General features: G+C 35.8%; 17 protein-coding genes and 1 riboswitch. Of the genes, 9 read left to right on the top strand and 8 right to left on the bottom strand.

Annotated features, from left to right (window positions below; all coding sequences use genetic code 11):
• The first annotated feature begins 70 nt into the window (after positions 1 to 70).
• Positions 71 to 315: riboswitch (cobalamin riboswitch) on the top strand.
• 67 nt (positions 316 to 382) lie between these two features.
• Positions 383 to 2248, top strand: coding sequence for a TonB-dependent receptor plug domain-containing protein (locus C8N46_RS05500; protein WP_108113873.1), 1866 nt, complete (start codon positions 383 to 385; stop codon positions 2246 to 2248).
• Positions 2249 to 2528: 280 nt separating this feature from the next.
• On the opposite strand, the gene C8N46_RS05505 is transcribed toward C8N46_RS05500, so the two are convergent.
• Positions 2529 to 4040, bottom strand: a complete 1512-nt coding sequence (locus C8N46_RS05505; RefSeq protein ID WP_108113874.1) for a S41 family peptidase — start codon at positions 4038 to 4040, stop codon at positions 2529 to 2531.
• A 122-nt stretch (positions 4041 to 4162) separates the two neighbouring features.
• Here C8N46_RS05505 and C8N46_RS05510 point away from each other — a divergent pair, with 122 nt between their 5' ends.
• The 4 genes from C8N46_RS05510 to C8N46_RS05525 all read left to right on the top strand — a co-directional run bounded on the left by C8N46_RS05510 (position 4163) and on the right by C8N46_RS05525 (position 6261).
• The gene (locus C8N46_RS05510) at positions 4163 to 4672 is read left to right on the top strand and encodes an RNA polymerase sigma factor (protein ID WP_108113875.1); all 510 of its coding nucleotides are present in this window, start codon (positions 4163 to 4165) and stop codon (positions 4670 to 4672) included.
• A complete protein-coding gene (locus C8N46_RS05515) occupies positions 4659 to 5081 on the top strand; it encodes a hypothetical protein (protein WP_108113876.1) in 423 nt (140 codons plus the stop codon). Before C8N46_RS05510 ends, C8N46_RS05515 begins: the two co-directional genes overlap by 14 nt.
• A 6-nt stretch (positions 5082 to 5087) precedes the next feature.
• Entirely contained in the window at positions 5088 to 5627 is a 540-nt protein-coding gene (locus C8N46_RS05520) for a DUF4252 domain-containing protein (RefSeq protein WP_108113877.1), read from the top strand.
• A 94-nt stretch (positions 5628 to 5721) separates the two neighbouring features.
• The gene (locus C8N46_RS05525) at positions 5722 to 6261 is read left to right on the top strand and encodes a DUF4252 domain-containing protein (protein WP_108113878.1); all 540 of its coding nucleotides are present in this window, start codon (positions 5722 to 5724) and stop codon (positions 6259 to 6261) included.
• Positions 6262 to 6320: 59 nt separating this feature from the next.
• Here the strand turns inward: C8N46_RS05525 and C8N46_RS05530 are convergent, their stop codons facing one another.
• The 3 genes from C8N46_RS05530 to C8N46_RS05540 all read right to left on the bottom strand — a co-directional run bounded on the left by C8N46_RS05530 (position 6321) and on the right by C8N46_RS05540 (position 8912).
• Complete coding sequence (locus C8N46_RS05530) at positions 6321 to 6857, bottom strand: hypothetical protein (RefSeq protein WP_108113879.1); 537 nt, start codon at positions 6855 to 6857, stop codon at positions 6321 to 6323.
• A 71-nt stretch (positions 6858 to 6928) separates the two neighbouring features.
• Positions 6929 to 8272: an adenylosuccinate lyase gene (gene purB / locus C8N46_RS05535; protein WP_108113880.1), complete on the bottom strand. Its 1344-nt coding sequence runs from the start codon at positions 8270 to 8272 to the stop codon at positions 6929 to 6931.
• A gap of 67 nt (positions 8273 to 8339) precedes the next feature.
• On the bottom strand, positions 8340 to 8912 hold the full coding sequence (locus tag C8N46_RS05540; RefSeq protein ID WP_108113881.1) for an adenylosuccinate lyase: 573 nt from the start codon (positions 8910 to 8912) through the stop codon (positions 8340 to 8342).
• A 36-nt stretch (positions 8913 to 8948) separates the two neighbouring features.
• On the opposite strand from C8N46_RS05540, the gene C8N46_RS05545 reads away from it, so the two are divergent.
• Positions 8949 to 9425, top strand: coding sequence for a heme-binding domain-containing protein (locus tag C8N46_RS05545; protein ID WP_108113882.1), 477 nt, complete (start codon positions 8949 to 8951; stop codon positions 9423 to 9425).
• An 83-nt stretch (positions 9426 to 9508) separates the two neighbouring features.
• Here the strand turns inward: C8N46_RS05545 and C8N46_RS05550 are convergent, their stop codons facing one another.
• Positions 9509 to 10195 (bottom strand): SIR2 family NAD-dependent protein deacylase, encoded by a 687-nt coding sequence (locus C8N46_RS05550; RefSeq protein WP_108113883.1) that lies wholly within the window; start codon positions 10193 to 10195, stop codon positions 9509 to 9511.
• Positions 10177 to 11361 (bottom strand): tetratricopeptide repeat protein, encoded by a 1185-nt coding sequence (locus C8N46_RS05555; protein WP_146169741.1) that lies wholly within the window; start codon positions 11359 to 11361, stop codon positions 10177 to 10179. The genes C8N46_RS05550 and C8N46_RS05555 overlap by 19 nt, the downstream gene beginning before the upstream one ends.
• Before the next feature lie 110 nt (positions 11362 to 11471).
• Between C8N46_RS05555 and C8N46_RS05560 the strand changes: the two genes are divergently transcribed.
• A complete protein-coding gene (locus C8N46_RS05560) occupies positions 11472 to 12131 on the top strand; it encodes a TrmH family RNA methyltransferase (RefSeq protein ID WP_108113885.1) in 660 nt (219 codons plus the stop codon).
• A gap of 21 nt (positions 12132 to 12152) precedes the next feature.
• Here the strand turns inward: C8N46_RS05560 and C8N46_RS05565 are convergent, their stop codons facing one another.
• Positions 12153 to 12626, bottom strand: a complete 474-nt coding sequence (locus C8N46_RS05565; protein WP_108113886.1) for a DUF1801 domain-containing protein — start codon at positions 12624 to 12626, stop codon at positions 12153 to 12155.
• A 281-nt stretch (positions 12627 to 12907) separates the two neighbouring features.
• Between C8N46_RS05565 and C8N46_RS05570 the strand changes: the two genes are divergently transcribed.
• Together C8N46_RS05570 and C8N46_RS05575 are read left to right on the top strand one after the other, a co-directional pair.
• Positions 12908 to 13435 (top strand): SRPBCC family protein, encoded by a 528-nt coding sequence (locus C8N46_RS05570; RefSeq protein WP_108113887.1) that lies wholly within the window; start codon positions 12908 to 12910, stop codon positions 13433 to 13435.
• Positions 13436 to 13467: 32 nt separating this feature from the next.
• Entirely contained in the window at positions 13468 to 13833 is a 366-nt protein-coding gene (locus C8N46_RS05575) for a VOC family protein (RefSeq protein ID WP_108113888.1), read from the top strand.
• 103 nt (positions 13834 to 13936) lie between these two features.
• On the opposite strand, the gene C8N46_RS05580 is transcribed toward C8N46_RS05575, so the two are convergent.
• Entirely contained in the window at positions 13937 to 15580 is a 1644-nt protein-coding gene (locus tag C8N46_RS05580) for an alpha-amylase family glycosyl hydrolase (protein ID WP_108113889.1), read from the bottom strand.
• Between the last annotated feature and the right edge of the window lie 126 nt (positions 15581 to 15706).

Raw genomic sequence — 15706 nt, forward strand, 5'->3', positions numbered from 1 at the left:
ATAGTCGTCGTAATTTTTTCAAAAGTACTATTATTTCATCTTTTATAGCGGCAGATTCTTTAGAATGTTTATTTTTGCTGCGAATTTTGGTTTTGAGCATGCGTTATGTATGCTCGAATTAAAAGGGAATCAAGTGAAAAGGTAAAAAACCTTCAGTCTTGAACTGTTCCCGCAACTGTAAGCATGTGCTGAATTTGTTCAGTACTTCATTTAAAAATGAATTGCTATAACTACATGACCACTGAATTTTCGAATTTTCGGGAAGGTATATAGCAAATTGTAAGTCAGGAGACCTGCCATTTTTCACAACGAATGTCAAACTTTCGGGATAAAAGTTTGCGTATGGAAAACCCATGCTTTATTCCCATAAAACGAAAATTTAATGAAAAAAACAGTACTATCTGTTAGTGCTTTGTTTTTGGCATGTACCGCTGCGTATGCACAAGAACAAGACAAAACTGAACAACTCGATGAAGTTGTCATTTCCGATTCACGTCACGCGTTAAAACGTGAAAATTCAGGAAAAACGGTGATTAGCATTTCTAGCGAAGAAATTAAAAAGAATCGAGGACGAACCGTTGCCGAAGTGATTAATACCAAAAGCGGCATTGAAATTTTGGGAAGTAGAAGCAATGCGGGACAAAACCTAAGCTATTTTGTGCGTGGTGGAAACAATCGGCAAGTATTGATACTGATTGACGGAATTCAGGTAACGGATCCTTCTTCTATTGCGAACGATTTTGATTTGCGTTTGTTGGCGTTGGATCAAATAGAATCGATTGAAATTGTAAAAGGCGCTTCGAGTACGCTCTACGGAAGTGGTGCGGCAACAGCAGTTATCAACATCACCATCAAAAAAGCATCTAAAGATACCATTGCATTACGTGTGAATAGTGCTTTTGGAACGAATCAATCACAAGACAATCAAGACTATAATGTGACTGATTTTTCAAATAGTGCGCGCATTGACGGAACGATTGATGAGGTAACGTATGTAGTCGGATTTGGGCATCAAGATACCGATGGTTTGTCTGCTGTCATTGGTGAAGAAAGCGATCGTTTTTCACGCATCAACACCAATGTGCGTGTAGGGTACAAATTTTCAGATGCTTTTGAAGCGAGTGTTTTCGGGACATTTGATAAACTTAAAAGCGATTATGATAATTCTTTTCCAATACAAGATGCTGAATTTGTAAGCAAGAGTGAACAATATCGTGTGGGAATTGCGCCGAAATACACGTATAAAAATGGTAGCGTAACGATGAATGCTGCGTATACAACGATTGACAGAGAGTTTCAATCGAACTTTCCATCTACTTTTGAAGGGGAAACTGTTGCCGTTGATATTTTTAACAAATACAACTTTAACAACAAGTTTTTTACCGTTGTAGGATTGAATTATATTGACAATCAAACAACCTTTGCAGAAATTGCATCTTCTTCTATTGTTGATCCATACATAAATGTGGTGTATGTGTCTGAATTTGGTTTGAATGTGAATGTAGGTGGACGTTTGAACAATCACAGTGAATACGGAACACATTTTACCTATAACTTGAATCCGTCGTATCGCAGAAAATTAGGGGAAGATGGCTATGCCAAAGTTTTTGGTTCGTATAGCACGTCGTTTATCGCGCCGACGTTATCACAATTGTTTGGGAGTTTTGGACCGAATCCGAATTTAGAACCAGAAGAAAATACCACTTTAGAAGGTGGCGTAGAAGTGCAATTGTCTAAAAAGTTACGTGTAAGCGCGGTATATTTTAATAGAGATGAAGAAAATTTTATTGATTATGTGGTTACGGATTTTAACACGTTTACGGGCGAATATCAAAATGTACAACAAGATTTTACTGTGAATGGTGTTGAGGTAGAAGTTTTTGCCACTCCACTAGAAAATGTAACCGTAAACGCTAATTATACGTTTACAGAGAAAAAAGATGTGGACGTGTTGCGAATTCCGAACCACAAAGCAAATTTGAATGCGAGTTATGCGTTTTCAGCAAAAACCAATGCTGGATTGACCTATCAATATACTTCTGAGCGTTTGGATACGGATTTTACAACCTTTCAAAATGTGACCTTAGATGCTTTTAATTTGTTTGGTGCGAATTTGAATCACACCTTTAACAAGCGTTGGACAGGATTTGTCACGGTTGATAATATCTTTAATGAAGACTATACTGAAATTACAGGATTTACCACAAGAGGAATGAATGTTCGTGTTGGGTTTTCGTTGAGCCTGTAAGTTTAACGTCAGTTCGATGTAATTTTTAATATCCATTTGACTTTGAATGATTTACGCTAAATGTCAAATCGAGCATTATTGCAGATACCAAGTGTAGCTTTTGAGATTCAATCGAAATTTTAGTTTTCTAACTCTTCTCGACTGCGCTCGAACGGACAAATGTTTATTTACCTGTAAATAAAGATAAAAAAGAAGCTGCTTCATAGCATATTGAAGCAGCTTCTACACTAGTTTTACGAGTAAAATATCGCTCACTATGTAAGTGAACGATAGCAATAAATTATTCGTTGATAATTATTTTATGATTTTTCAGATGATCGTCTGTTTCTCCAACCTTTAAGTCGATATACATACGATTTCCTGTAATGCGTTGCAATTTGGTTTCTGTAATTCCTTCAATTGGAAGGACTTTGTTCGTGTTGGAATTTGACGGTCTTCCAGCTGCAGCAATATTTGCCAACGCCGCTGCCAATAACGGTTCGTTTTCATCACCTAACACACCAAGATTGGTTAAATCTTCCGCCAATTCAATATCAGGATTTAGTCCGTCCGTATAATTTGAAAATCCTGCGCTGTTTTCCAAACGAGAGATTAAAGGTTGCATTGCCCATTTGTGATTTGGATTCAATTGCTCGTCGCCAAAGGTCCACGAAGGCGAATCGTATAAGGAAACCGAAGCTTCATTTTTTCCTGTTGTAGTTGTTCCTACTTGTACGACATCAATATATGGCGCTAAGGAATTGATGACCAATTCACTTGCAGAAGCTGTACTTCCTGTCGTAATGACGTACACTTTTGACAATCCTAAACTATTGATAGCCGCTCCTGTACTTAAGGAACTTCTAAAGTAGCGGTTTTCTTGTTCGTCTGTTAAAATCGGTTGAATTTTATCATTGTATCTAAATTTGGTAAACAATTGCCCGTCAAATTGTCCTGTAACCATGCTTCCTAAGTTGATAGCACTGCTTACAAATCCGCCTGGATTGTAACGGAAATCCAATACCAATTCGTTTACACCTTGTCCTTGAAAGTTGGCAAACACATCATTTAATTGTGCATCAAAATTTGAAATGAATTGATTGTACATAATATAACCCACTTTTTTCGTACCAACGTCAAACGTAGTATTTACTAAAATTGGATTTTCTGTAATGTTTGCTCTTGTTAAATCGATATTTCTTCCGTTAGGAGTAATAGAACGCACGCCGTTATTAACAGTTAAATCAGCTAAATTAAAGGTGTACGAGCCTGCATCAAGCAATCCTAAATTGTTATCAGTAGACGAATTAAAATATAAACTTTGTCCGTTTACTGCATACACAATATCGCCACGGTGAATGTCTTTTCCATCTGCATCAGAACCTGGAATGATATAACGGACATAGCCAATTACTTCTGGACTTCCACTGTTTAGATAAATATAACGCACATCCGCACCATCCGTAGCAGAAGTTCCTTGCTGAGAATTTTGCAGCACATCATAATTATCAACAATCACACTAAAACGATCATCAGGATGACGTAAATGCTCAAATAAATCTGCTGGATTCGGATAGCTTTGTAAAAAAGAAATATATCCTTCGGCATTGTCAAGCTTGCTATCGGCTAAATCGGTCACTTCTCCTTGCCAAAAATACCACAGATTCAATCCTTTCCATACAAAGTCTTGAATTTCAATATTTGCAGGTACACTAAACAGATTATCATCTTGATCGGTACAGCTAGTAGTTGCTATTGTAGCAGCAACAAACAGCAGCAGCAATTTTTTTACATTCATAATTTTCTTTGTCATAGTTTGTATTTACTTTTATAAACACTAAAAATAGCCACATTATTGTAAAATAAAAATTATTTGTAACAAATTCGTAACTCGTTCGTCTTCCTTGTAACTAACCGAAATCAATACATCATAAAATGAAACAGGCAGATTTTTTACATACTGTATTGCCTTTTAAAGACAAATTATACCGTTTGGCAAAGCGTTTGCTAGTTTCTAATGAAGAAGCAGAAGATGCGACACAAGAAGTATTGATGAAGTTATGGTCTAAAAAATCGAAAATAGAAGCTTATAATAATGTAGAAGCTTTTGCGATGACGATGACAAAGAATTATTGCTTGGACAAATTAAAATCGAAACAAGCTGGAAATTTAAAATTAGTTCATAGCAATTATAAAGACGAAAACACTTCTTTACAAAAAGAAGTTGAATTAAGAGATAGTGTGAGTTTTGTACACGAGATTATGGAAGAACTGCCAGAGCAACAAAAAATTATCATACAATTGCGAGATGTAGAACAGTATGATTTTGAAGAAATTGCCAAAGTAGTGGATATGAATCCAACAGCCATTCGCGTCGCATTATCAAGAGCAAGAAAATACATAAGACAAGAACTTATAAAAAAACACAACTATGGAGTTAGCTAACATAGAAAATTTACTAGAGAAGTATTTTGAAGCAACAACAACGGTTCAAGAAGAACAAGAGTTACAAGCGTATTTTTCGCAAGACAATGTGGCGCCGCATTTGCAAGAGTACCAACCCATGTTTCAATGTTTTACCAATCTAAAAGCCGAGACATCTACTCGCAACGTTCCATTACAACCTAGAAAAAATTATTTAAAATGGATTTCTGTCGCCGCCGTATTTGTTCTCACAACGAGTTTGTTCATCAACGAATGGAACAAACAACGACAAGCCGAAGAAGCTTTTGAATACTTTAAAACTACCATGGCATTGGTATCGCAAAGTTTCAATTCTGGCGCAAGTCACATCAATTATTTAACACAATTTGAAGAAACAACAAACAAAATTTTTAAAACCGAAAACAATTAATTTATAATGAAAAAGATAGCAATATTCGTAATGTTATTGGCGATGCCAGTACTTACATTTGGACAAAATATTTTTGAAAAATATGCCGATAATGAGCAAGTAACCTATGTGTCTATTAGCCCAAAAATGTTTAAAATGTTGGCAACCATGGGAATTGACTCTAACGATCCTGAAGCGAAAGAGTTTTTAGCAATGGTGAATAGCATGAAGAGTCTGCAAGTGATTGCAACTGAAAACGATAATATTTCAGCAGATTTGAAAAATTGGGTAAGCAAGCAATCTTCTAAATTAGACGAGCTTATGCAAGTGCGCGACGGTGATACACGTGTAAAGTTTTACGTGAAAGAAGGAAAAAGTCCAACACACGTAAAAGAACTGTTGATGTTTATCACAGGAATAGAAGATAAAGTACAATTAAAGGATAGAAAAATTAATACGGTAGTTGTATCTTTATTAGGTGATATTGATTTAACACAAGTTTCCAAACTGACAAATCAAATGAACATTCCTGGTGGAGAGCATTTAAAGAGTGTTAAGAAGAACTAAAAAAGCATATCTCTAAAAAATGCGTCAATGAGCAAAACTTGCTCATTGGCGTATTTTATATTATCATCACATCAAAAAACATAAAAACCAGATTATGAAAAAATATACATCACTTTTACTGCTGTTTGTTCTTTTTATAGGAATTACGAGTTGTTCGGATAAAAATAGTTTGCATAACTATTTTGTAGATCACGCTGAAAAAACGGGGTTTTTCTCCACAACACTTCCTGTAAGTTTGTTGCGCAATGAAGCGTTGCAATTGACCACAAAACAAAAAGAAGCTGTGGATGCTATAGAGCATATCAATTTGTTATTTTACAAATACGATGCTGCAAAAGAAGCGGAGTTTTCAACGGAAAGAAGCACTATTAGCTCAATTTTAAAGAGTGAAAAATACCAAGAGTTGATCAATTTAGGAACCAACGGAATCATTAAATATATTGGTACTGATGATGCCATGGACGAAATTGTTGTTTTCTTGGCAAATAAAGACAACGGATTTGCCGTAACGCGCATTATTGGCGACAATATGACTTTGGAAAAATTTATGGAGTTGTACAAGCTCACCCAACAAAAAGATGTTCCGCTCAATTTTAATTTGGGCAGCATTACGAATATGTTTTCAAACAATTAAAAAATGGATAAATGCATGCGCATTTATCCATTTTCTTAAAATTTATAGATTGTAACCGTTTATTTAAGCGTAAAAAAGTAAATCAATACCAAAGCAACAACTGCAAGAATGATAAAAAAGGTGATTTCTTTTAACTCTCTTTTTTTGATTTGAAGACGATTTTCGTACTCTCGTTCCAAAATCTCATCATGTACTTTTTGATTATAAGTATCCAAAAGCTTTTTTTGGAGTATGTCTATTCCTTTTGCAAATTCTTCCGAACTGACATTTTCTTTCGCTAAAAACGTACACTCAAAACTATCGTATAAGTCAAAATCAGAAAATTCATTTTTCTTATTATTAACTTTTGATAAAGTATTCAAGTCAATTTTTGGAATTCGCACAGAGCATTCCATTATATGGTCAATAGATAGATTTTTGAGAATCTCTTCCAAATTGCTATCCATGTTTCCAAAATGAATTCCCGAACCGTATTTGTCTTCAATAAAAGATTTGAATGTTTTATTGTAGATTCTTTTTTTAATTTGAAGTCTTCCCTTTTTTTGTTCGACATTCAAATTAATATTGCCGCTATTATTTGTGAGTTTAATATTCACAACATCTATTTTTGTTAGTTCTTGGTTTTCTGCAAAATTAACAAAAAAACCATGTGACAGGCTATGAAATTTTAAATTCCAGTATAATTCTTAGGATTTATTTGCTTTAATTCGTCTTTTACAGCGTCTGATACTGTCAAGGTATCAATAAAATTAGCAATTGACGTTTGTGTAATTTTCTCGTTAGTCCGCGTCAATCCTTTCAATGCTTCGTACGGATTTGGATAATTTTCTCTTCTCAAAATGGTTTGAATTGCTTCTGCAACGACTGCCCAATTATTTTCCAAATCTTCTTCAAATTTTACTTCATTCAACAATAATTTGTGCAAACCTTTGAGTGTAGACTGAAAACCAATCAAGGTATGCCCAAACGGAACACCTACATTTCTAAGCACGGTTGAGTCTGTTAAATCGCGTTGCAATCTTGAAATTGGCAGTTTTGCAGCTAAATGTGTAAAAATAGCATTGGCAATGCCTAAATTTCCTTCACTGTTTTCAAAATCTATCGGATTAACTTTATGTGGCATTGCAGACGAACCAACTTCACCTTTCTTGATTTTTTGCTTGAAGTAATCCATGGAAATATATGTCCAAAAATCACGATTCAAGTCAATAATAATGGTATTAATTCGTTTCAAACCATCAAAAATGCCTGCTAAATGGTCGTAATGCTCAATTTGAGTCGTAGGGAAGGAGTGATGCAATCCTAAAATGCGCTCCACAAAATCTGTCCCAAATGCTTTCCAATCTACTGTAGGATAGGCTACTTTGTGTGCATTGAAATTTCCTGTAGCGCCACCAAATTTAGCAGCGTGTGGAATAACCGACATCGTTTCTACTTGTGCTTCAATACGCGTGATAAAGACTTCAATTTCTTTGCCCAAACGTGTTGGCGAAGCCGGCTGACCGTGCGTTCGCGCTAGCATAGGAACATGTTCCCATTCACTTGATAATTCTTTCAATTTTTCTAAAACCTGTACCAATTCTGGAAGATATACTTGCTGAATGGCTTCTTTGATAGAAAGCGGAATGGCAGTATTGTTGATATCTTGCGACGTCAATCCGAAGTGGATAAACTCTTTGTATTTTGCAATGTTTAATTGATCAAACTTTTCCTTGATGAAATACTCAACCGCTTTTACATCATGATTGGTTACTTTTTCAATTTCTTTGATGGCGTGTGCATCTTCGGAAGAAAAATTTTCATAAATGGCGCGCAAATCGTCAAAAAGAGAAGCGTCAAAATCGTCCAATTGTGGCAACGGAAGATTGCACAATGCAATAAAATATTCAATTTCGACTAAAACGCGGTATTTAATGAGTGATTCTTCACTAAAATAAGCAGCTAAAGCGATGGTTTTACTACGATATCTTCCATCAATAGGGGAAATGGCGTTAAGCGGTGTAAGCGTCATTGTGTTTGTGTTGTTGTTGAAGCCACAAATATACTTGTTACGTTGCTTGAAATAAAATTTTACTACTTCATTTTCTCGCTTTTTTTATACGTTTTATCAGTTCTCTAGCTCTGGCTTTAAAAGCAGCACTTTCTAACGCATAATCACGTTCTAAGATTTGAAGCAATTCTTCGTGAATCCAGTCGAATTCTGTACCTAATAAATACAATGAACGCATGGAATACGCTTTTACGGCAACTTTTTGGTCGCTAATCATCCAATCAAAACAAGCTTCTGTAATTTTTTCACGGTGTTTTTTGGTTAATTTTTCTTTGGTTTGATTGTTATGTTTATGATAAAACGCTTCTATCAAATACTCCGCAACTTTTGCCATAGGTCGTACAGCGGCATCTATGTGTACCGTGTGCATTTTTTCAATATAGATATCTAAATGGGGAAGAATGGCATTCAAATCTTCTCTCGCAACAAATTCAAATAACCAAGCAGCTCTGGCAGAAATTTTATCGTCTACCGTAAAAACGACTTCTAATAACGTGGGCAATAATTCCGGATTATTGAGGACTATTGTGGCATAATAATTTCGCTTTTCGCGCGAATGATTTACATAATTTAGCTCCGCATAGAGTTGTTCAAATGTCATAGTTTTTATATTTTTAGACCAAATAAAAATAACAACATGAAGATACTTAAAAAAATAGCAGTTTTAGCATTAATTGCACTGGTAGTTTTACAATTTTTCGGTCCTGAACGTAATGAAGGTGACATTACAGATTTAGAACCGTTTATTGCAGAAACCAATCCGCCAGCGTCGGTTCAAGCGTCTTTAAAAGTGGCGTGTTACGATTGTCATTCGAGCAATACGCGTTATCCTTGGTATAGCAATATTGAACCAATTTCGTATTGGATGGCAGACCATGTTGAGCACGGAAAAGACGAATTGAATTTTTCAGCGTGGAGTTCGTATTCCATCAAAAGAAAAGATCACAAATTAGAAGAAATCGTTGAAGAAATTGAAGAAGGACACATGCCAATCGCTTCGTATTTGTGGACACATGGCGATGCAAAATTGTCAGAAACGCAAATCCAAGAAATTAAGGATTGGGTACAAACTGCACGAAGTGTACTAGCATTTAAAAAGGAAAAACCACAATAGTTTAGGTGTTAGGTATTGGGTGTTGGGTTTTAGGTTGAAATTTTCCAACACCAAACACCAAACACCTAAAACCAAACACCCAATCAAAGTAACTCTTCCACGACAGATACAACGCCTGTAGAAGCTTTTTCCGCGATAACGGTTAGGTTTTCATAGGCGTTTTCATTTACAGAAGGTTTTGGGTCTATAAAATAGATCGGAGTATTTTGTGGCACAAAATTAATTAAGCTTGCTGCTGGATATACTTGCATTGACGTTCCTATGATGAGTAGAATGTCTGCCTGTTGGCATTCCGCAACTGCAGTTTCAATCATCGGGACATCTTCGCCAAACCAAACAATGTGCGGACGCAATTGAGAACCGCGCTCACATACATCTCCAACTGAAATATCGCCTGTACAATTGTAAATTTTATAAGGATAGTCAACACTTCTCATTTTAGACAATTCGCCGTGCAAGTGAATAATGTTTGAACTTCCTGCAAGTTCGTGTAAGTTGTCTACGTTTTGCGTAACAATCGTAACATCGTATTTTTCTTCAAGTTTTACTAAAGCTTTATGTCCCTTATTGGGTTGTACTTCTTGTAACTGACGTCTTCGTTGGTTGTAAAAATCCAATACCAATTCAGGATTTCTATCAAATCCGACAGGTGAAGCGACTTCCATGATATCGTGTCCTTCCCACAATCCGTCAGCATCCCGAAAGGTTTTGATGCCACTTTCAGCACTGATTCCAGCACCTGTTAATACGACTATTTTTGTTTTTTCCATTTATTGTAAATACGCGCTTTTGGTAAATTTATAAATTCGTTTTCGGAATCGTCTATAAAATCAATAAGGTCTTTTTTTAAGTATTCTTCACTTTCAATCATGCTATTGAGCAAGACGATATTGTCCTCGTGTTTTTCTAAAAAATCATACAAATACAGTAAATTCAGTTTGGCATTTTCAAAATCTGGATATTCTTTAATGGTAGTTGCATAGGCTTTTTCGGCGAGTTCGTAATCTTCAAATTCCCAAGCTACATTGGCACGAATGTATTCAATGAATAGGTCTTCGGTAGTTGCTTGCAAATCGTCTAAAAGCAGCATGGTTGTATTGTAATCTTTTAACATGATATAATAATCCACAGCCATGAGTCTCGACGCGATATCGTTGGGAAATGCTTTTAAAAGTTCGTCAATGGCTTCCAATTGAAAAACTTCGTTAATTTGTGTCGCGATTTTAATTTTGGTGATGTAATATATTTTTTTAGTAGTGAATTCGCCTTCTAAGGTATTGAGAAGCGCGAAAATTTCCTTGTATTTTTTCTTTGCAATTAGGTTTCTGTATAAGCGAAAAAATAGCAATGATTTTAAGCGATTTTTATTTGCCTCTACATCATCACTCGGAATGGTTAAGCTGTATAAATCTTTATAGGTTTCACTAAAATATTGTCCTGTAAAGTAAACAAAAACATCTTGTAATACAAACTTGTCATCTTTATAGCCTAATTGATAATCATGATAATTAATGCCTTCTCCTTCCGTAAATAATCGGAATAGTAAATGGTATTTTTTTTCATCCAAATGATAATAAAAATTCACAATACTATAAGAAGCGCCATTTTCAATATCTGCACGTATAGTTTCTGGAAACTGTTCAAAGCGCTCTAAAAAATAGTCTTTGCCAAACGTGTTGTTAAATTCGTCCAAAGCATTACTCTCATTGACTTTTTCATTAATTGAGAGTGCCTTTTTCGCAAAACTTTCAATGTCAAAATTATCTATAAAGAAAGACGATAACTCTTCTTCATAAAACGATGCCGATAACGCTTCGCCCAACGCAATTACTTTTTTATCATTTTCATCGGTATTTTTTATGTACGATTCGTTCGTTTCTTGCGAAAACAACAAAAAACTATATAAAAAAAGGAGACAGGAAATACATTTCTTCATTCATCACAATTTAGAGCTACTAAAATAATCAAAATTATTGGTGTCTTTGAGTCGATTTTAGAAACATCTTCTCATTTTGTGTCTTTGGGTTTTTATGATAGATTTGCAACATGGTTGACAGAGATTTATTAGCACATTTAGAAGGCTATCTTACCGAACGCAGAAAAAACTTGTTTGTCAAAGTATTAGCAGAACGCACACGCCATTTTACGGTTGCTGTAGAAGATGTCTACCAACTGCACAACACCAGCGCTGTATTGCGAAGTTGTGATGTGTTTGGCTTGCAAGATGTACATGTCATTGAAGAACGCTTGGGGAAAAAGATGGACAGAGAAATTGCGATGGGCGCACAAAAGTGGGTAGATATTCATCGTTACAACAATACTAAAAGTTGTATTGCGCGTTTGCGAAACGAAGGTTATCGCATTGTTGCTACGACACCACATACCAATTCGCAGTATTTGCATGAGTTTGATACCACTCAAAAAGCAGCGTTCTTTTTTGGAAAAGAGCGTGAAGGCTTGAGCGACGAAGTACTGTCGGAAGCAGATGAGTTTTTAAAAATTCCGATGGTTGGTTTTACAGAAAGCTTGAATATTTCAGTATCGGCAGCGATTACCATTCAGCATGTGACTACGAAATTGCGAAATTCATCTATTTCTTGGCGATTAACAGAAGCAGAAATTCTCGAAAAACGTTTGGATTGGTGTAAAAAATCAATTCGCAGTATTGACGATATTTTATCGCGATACTACGAACCCAAAAGTTGAAAATTATAGAGTGAAATTTGTCTAACGCGCTTTTTTGGTCGTTTTCATTATGTTTTCTTCATATAATTCAATCCAGTCGTATGGTGTCATTTTTTGTGCTAATTCCGCAATCAACTCATACGGAATATCGTTCATTTTTTTAAAACGAATACAGCTTTTTCCCATGTCGAGTTTGTACTTGCAGTGTTTTGGATACTCAGCCACAAACCAGTCCATCAACTCTTTATTGGCATAAATTCCCATGTGATACAACGCCACAAAATTTTTCTGTGAAGCATAATTAATAAAAGGCAATGGCAGCTTCGGGTCGCAATGATAACCGTTAGGATATGTGTGATGCGAAACCACAAAACTCGGCATACCATAATTGATTTGCTCTGTGAAACCTTCGGGTAGATTTTCTTGTAAAATAGTTCTCAGTTTTACAATAACTTCTTTGCGTTCTTCAGGAAGTTGCTCAATATATTCTTCTATGGAATGTGCTTTATATGTCATTGGTGTAAGCGTTTTTTACTCGATAATCGAGATTTAAAATACTCCGACACTTGCGTCGAAATGTTTTAACAGTTTTTATTGAATGCTTCGTGGGCTTGCCCCGAAGTAGTTGACTCTTTAAATTTACTTTTTTTTGACGACAAACGCTTATTTGTACTAAAAATATTTTTTAGAAGGATTTGAATAGATAAAATAAAAACTTACTTTTAATACGCAGATGTAAGGTAACTTATTAATTTACCGTTCTGAAAACCAGTCTAAAACACCTAAAACTATTCCTCATGATACTTGCATTATATATTATTGGTGGACTTCTCTTATTCGTTATTTTTCTAGCTATGATAGCTCCAAAAAAGTTTGCAGTGAGTAGAAGTATTGTGGTTGATAAACCGCTTGAAGAGACTTTTCTATTTGTAAAATCGATAAAAAATCAAGATGTATGGTCGCCTTGGAAAAAGAAAGACCCAAATATGGCACAATCGTATGAAGGAACCGATGGCAAAGTTGGTTTTATTGCGCGTTGGCAAGGAAATAAACACGTTGGTGAAGGCGAACAGGAAATCATAGAAATAGAAGAAAATCAACGCGTGATTTCAAAACTTCGATTTTTCAAACCGTGGAAATCTGAAGCAGATGCTTATTTAAGTACCAAAGCGGTGAACGACCATCAAACAAAAGTCACTTGGGGATTTTCAGGAGAAAACAAAGTTCCTTTCAATATTTTCATGTTATTCATGAATATGGATAAAGCTGTCGGAAAAGATTTTGAAGAAGGTTTGGCAGATTTAAAAACGCATCTTGAAAGCTAAAAAATAACGTTCAACAATTAAAAGATAACAATATGATAGGATGGTTTGAAATTCCTGTAAAGGACATGGAACGCGCGCAGCGATTTTATGAAACGGTTTTTAAGGTTTCCATAAAAGTTCAAAATCTCGGAGGATTTTTATATGGATGGTTTCCACCAGAAACCGCAGAAGGCAATGCTACAGGCGCATTAATCAATTACGAAGCTTACACGCCGAGCAAAACCGATGGTGTCCTCATTTACTTTTCTTCGGAAGATGTGTCTAACGAATTGGAAATAATTCCCAAAGCTGGCGGAACAGTAGTGCAAGGCAAAACCCAAATTTCTCCCGAAACAGGATATATGGCAGTTTTTATTGATTGTGAAGGCAACAGAATTGCGTTGTTTTCTAGGAATTGATTCGTTGCAGCAATAACTTATTGAAAAATAAGAAAGACTTTTTACGAAATTCAAACTTCGTAAAAAGTCTTTTCAGTATTATTTCTGTTGTCTCAGCTACAGATTACTGGTGTAACAACACAATTGAAAATTCTGAATCAATCGTAACTTTTCCATTGTTTACAGTGGCCGTTTTTCCAGAATAATGGTCGGTAACAGTTATACCATTTTCAAATTGTCCATCAACGTTGATTTCTTTTGCTCCTGTTGGCAAATCCAATCCCACAACAACGTTGTCGTTTTTGTAGGTTCTAGCAAATACGTACGGACTTTCAGAAATCATCTTGTGTGTTCCTGCGCCAATTGCTGGATGCGCTTTTCTAAATTGTCCTAGTTTTTGCCAATGCGTGAGTAGTTTTTTTGTTTCTGCATCGTTCATCATATCCCAATTCATAAACGAACGCAAGGTTGCATCTCCTACAGTTCCTTCGATAATTAACGGACGTTTCGTTTCATCTCCATAATAAACTTGTGAAATTCCTGGAGTTAACAATAATTTTGTTGCCGATTCGTATGGTTTGGTACGCGCTTTATCAAACGGATCGCCATCGTCGTGCGAACTGATGTAATTCATCACGCTTTTTCCTTGTAAATCGTTCTGTAGAATGTCATTGTATTTAGAAAAGATGCTTTCGTAATCGCCTTGCGCATCATATTTGAATTGAAAGTTGATTAAATTGTCAAAACCATTTGCGTAGTAATCTACTTTTTTATCGCCAAAATCATAATAGCGTTTTCCGTCAATTCCATAACCATACAATTCACCTAACATATAAAAATCATTTTCATCTAATACCGCTTCTGGATGCGCTTTTTTCCATTCGGAAAAAGCTATTTGTGCTTGTTGGTTTAAATCGTTCCAAGCGCCTTCTTCTACATGTTTTACGGTGTCTACACGATAACCGTCCACACCGTATTCACGCACATAATCGGTCAACCATTTGATGATGTAATTTTTTGGTGTTTTTGCCAAACCTGTTTTTTCAAAAAATGCGTCTAGCTCTTTTAGTTCTGTTTCGTAACGACCTTCCTTTTTCCATTTTTCAACTAAAGGTGTGGGTAGTGAAACGGTTTCTGTACTGTTTGTCAACACATCAGGAAGATTTTCTACCAGCGTACAACTTACCGCAGTGTCGTAGCCTTGATACGTACAGCCAGGCTCCGTACGAACCCAATTATTGTCCCACACAGGATCTTTTTCCGTTACAGGACCTGTGTGATTCATGACCACATCCATCAAAATTCGGATTCCGTGTTTGTGTGCCGTTTCAATGAGTTCTTTAAAGTCAGCTTCGGTTCCAAAATTTGGATCAAATTGTGTCCAATCTTTTGTCCAATAGCCGTGAAACGCGTAGGTATTTCCTGTGCCTTCGTCAGTGCTGTCGTGAATTTGCTCTAATACAGGCGAAAACCAAATCGCATTGATGCCTAAATCGTCAAAATAGCCTTCTTTTATTTTTTGTGTAATTCCTGCCATATCACCGCCCATAAATCCTCTGAGTTTTGCAGGCTCTTTGGTACGGTCAAAATTCAAGTCGTTTTCTTTGTTTCCATTGTTAAAGCGGTCGGTCAGCATGAAATAGACATTGGCAGCTTCCCATACAAACGGTTGTGCTTCAACAGTAGCAGCTTTGGCAGTTTTTGATGGTTTTGTTTTGCATCCGAAAAGGAAAAGAGCGATACTTAATAAGACGAAGAATTGCTTCATTTTGTCAGTAGTTTTGAGTTAATCTATTGCAATATAAAGGTTACCAAGCTTTTTTCATATCGTAAAATTAGGAGTAAGTAAAAAAAGAGAAACTACAACGATTGAGAAGGCATTTTTCTTAATAAC

The organism is Kordia periserrulae (assembly GCF_003054265.1).
GTDB classification, from domain to species: Bacteria; Bacteroidota; Bacteroidia; order Flavobacteriales; family Flavobacteriaceae; genus Kordia; species Kordia periserrulae.

Excerpts from the sequence above, each read along its gene's own strand:
- C8N46_RS05500 (WP_108113873.1), top strand. The coding sequence starts at position 383 with ATGAAAAAAACAGTACTATCTGTTAGTGCTTTGTTTTTGGCATGTACC.
- C8N46_RS05505 (WP_108113874.1), bottom strand. The coding sequence starts at position 4,040 with ATGACAAAGAAAATTATGAATGTAAAAAAATTGCTGCTGCTGTTTGTT.
- C8N46_RS05510 (WP_108113875.1), top strand. The coding sequence starts at position 4,163 with ATGAAACAGGCAGATTTTTTACATACTGTATTGCCTTTTAAAGACAAA.
- C8N46_RS05515 (WP_108113876.1), top strand. The coding sequence starts at position 4,659 with ATGGAGTTAGCTAACATAGAAAATTTACTAGAGAAGTATTTTGAAGCA.
- C8N46_RS05520 (WP_108113877.1), top strand. The coding sequence starts at position 5,088 with ATGAAAAAGATAGCAATATTCGTAATGTTATTGGCGATGCCAGTACTT.
- C8N46_RS05525 (WP_108113878.1), top strand. The coding sequence starts at position 5,722 with ATGAAAAAATATACATCACTTTTACTGCTGTTTGTTCTTTTTATAGGA.
- purB (WP_108113880.1), bottom strand. The coding sequence starts at position 8,272 with ATGACGCTTACACCGCTTAACGCCATTTCCCCTATTGATGGAAGATAT.
- C8N46_RS05540 (WP_108113881.1), bottom strand. The coding sequence starts at position 8,912 with ATGACATTTGAACAACTCTATGCGGAGCTAAATTATGTAAATCATTCG.
- C8N46_RS05545 (WP_108113882.1), top strand. The coding sequence starts at position 8,949 with ATGAAGATACTTAAAAAAATAGCAGTTTTAGCATTAATTGCACTGGTA.
- C8N46_RS05550 (WP_108113883.1), bottom strand. The coding sequence starts at position 10,195 with ATGGAAAAAACAAAAATAGTCGTATTAACAGGTGCTGGAATCAGTGCT.
- C8N46_RS05555 (WP_146169741.1), bottom strand. The coding sequence starts at position 11,361 with ATGAAGAAATGTATTTCCTGTCTCCTTTTTTTATATAGTTTTTTGTTG.
- C8N46_RS05560 (WP_108113885.1), top strand. The coding sequence starts at position 11,472 with ATGGTTGACAGAGATTTATTAGCACATTTAGAAGGCTATCTTACCGAA.
- C8N46_RS05565 (WP_108113886.1), bottom strand. The coding sequence starts at position 12,626 with ATGACATATAAAGCACATTCCATAGAAGAATATATTGAGCAACTTCCT.
- C8N46_RS05570 (WP_108113887.1), top strand. The coding sequence starts at position 12,908 with ATGATACTTGCATTATATATTATTGGTGGACTTCTCTTATTCGTTATT.
- C8N46_RS05575 (WP_108113888.1), top strand. The coding sequence starts at position 13,468 with ATGATAGGATGGTTTGAAATTCCTGTAAAGGACATGGAACGCGCGCAG.
- C8N46_RS05580 (WP_108113889.1), bottom strand. The coding sequence starts at position 15,580 with ATGAAGCAATTCTTCGTCTTATTAAGTATCGCTCTTTTCCTTTTCGGA.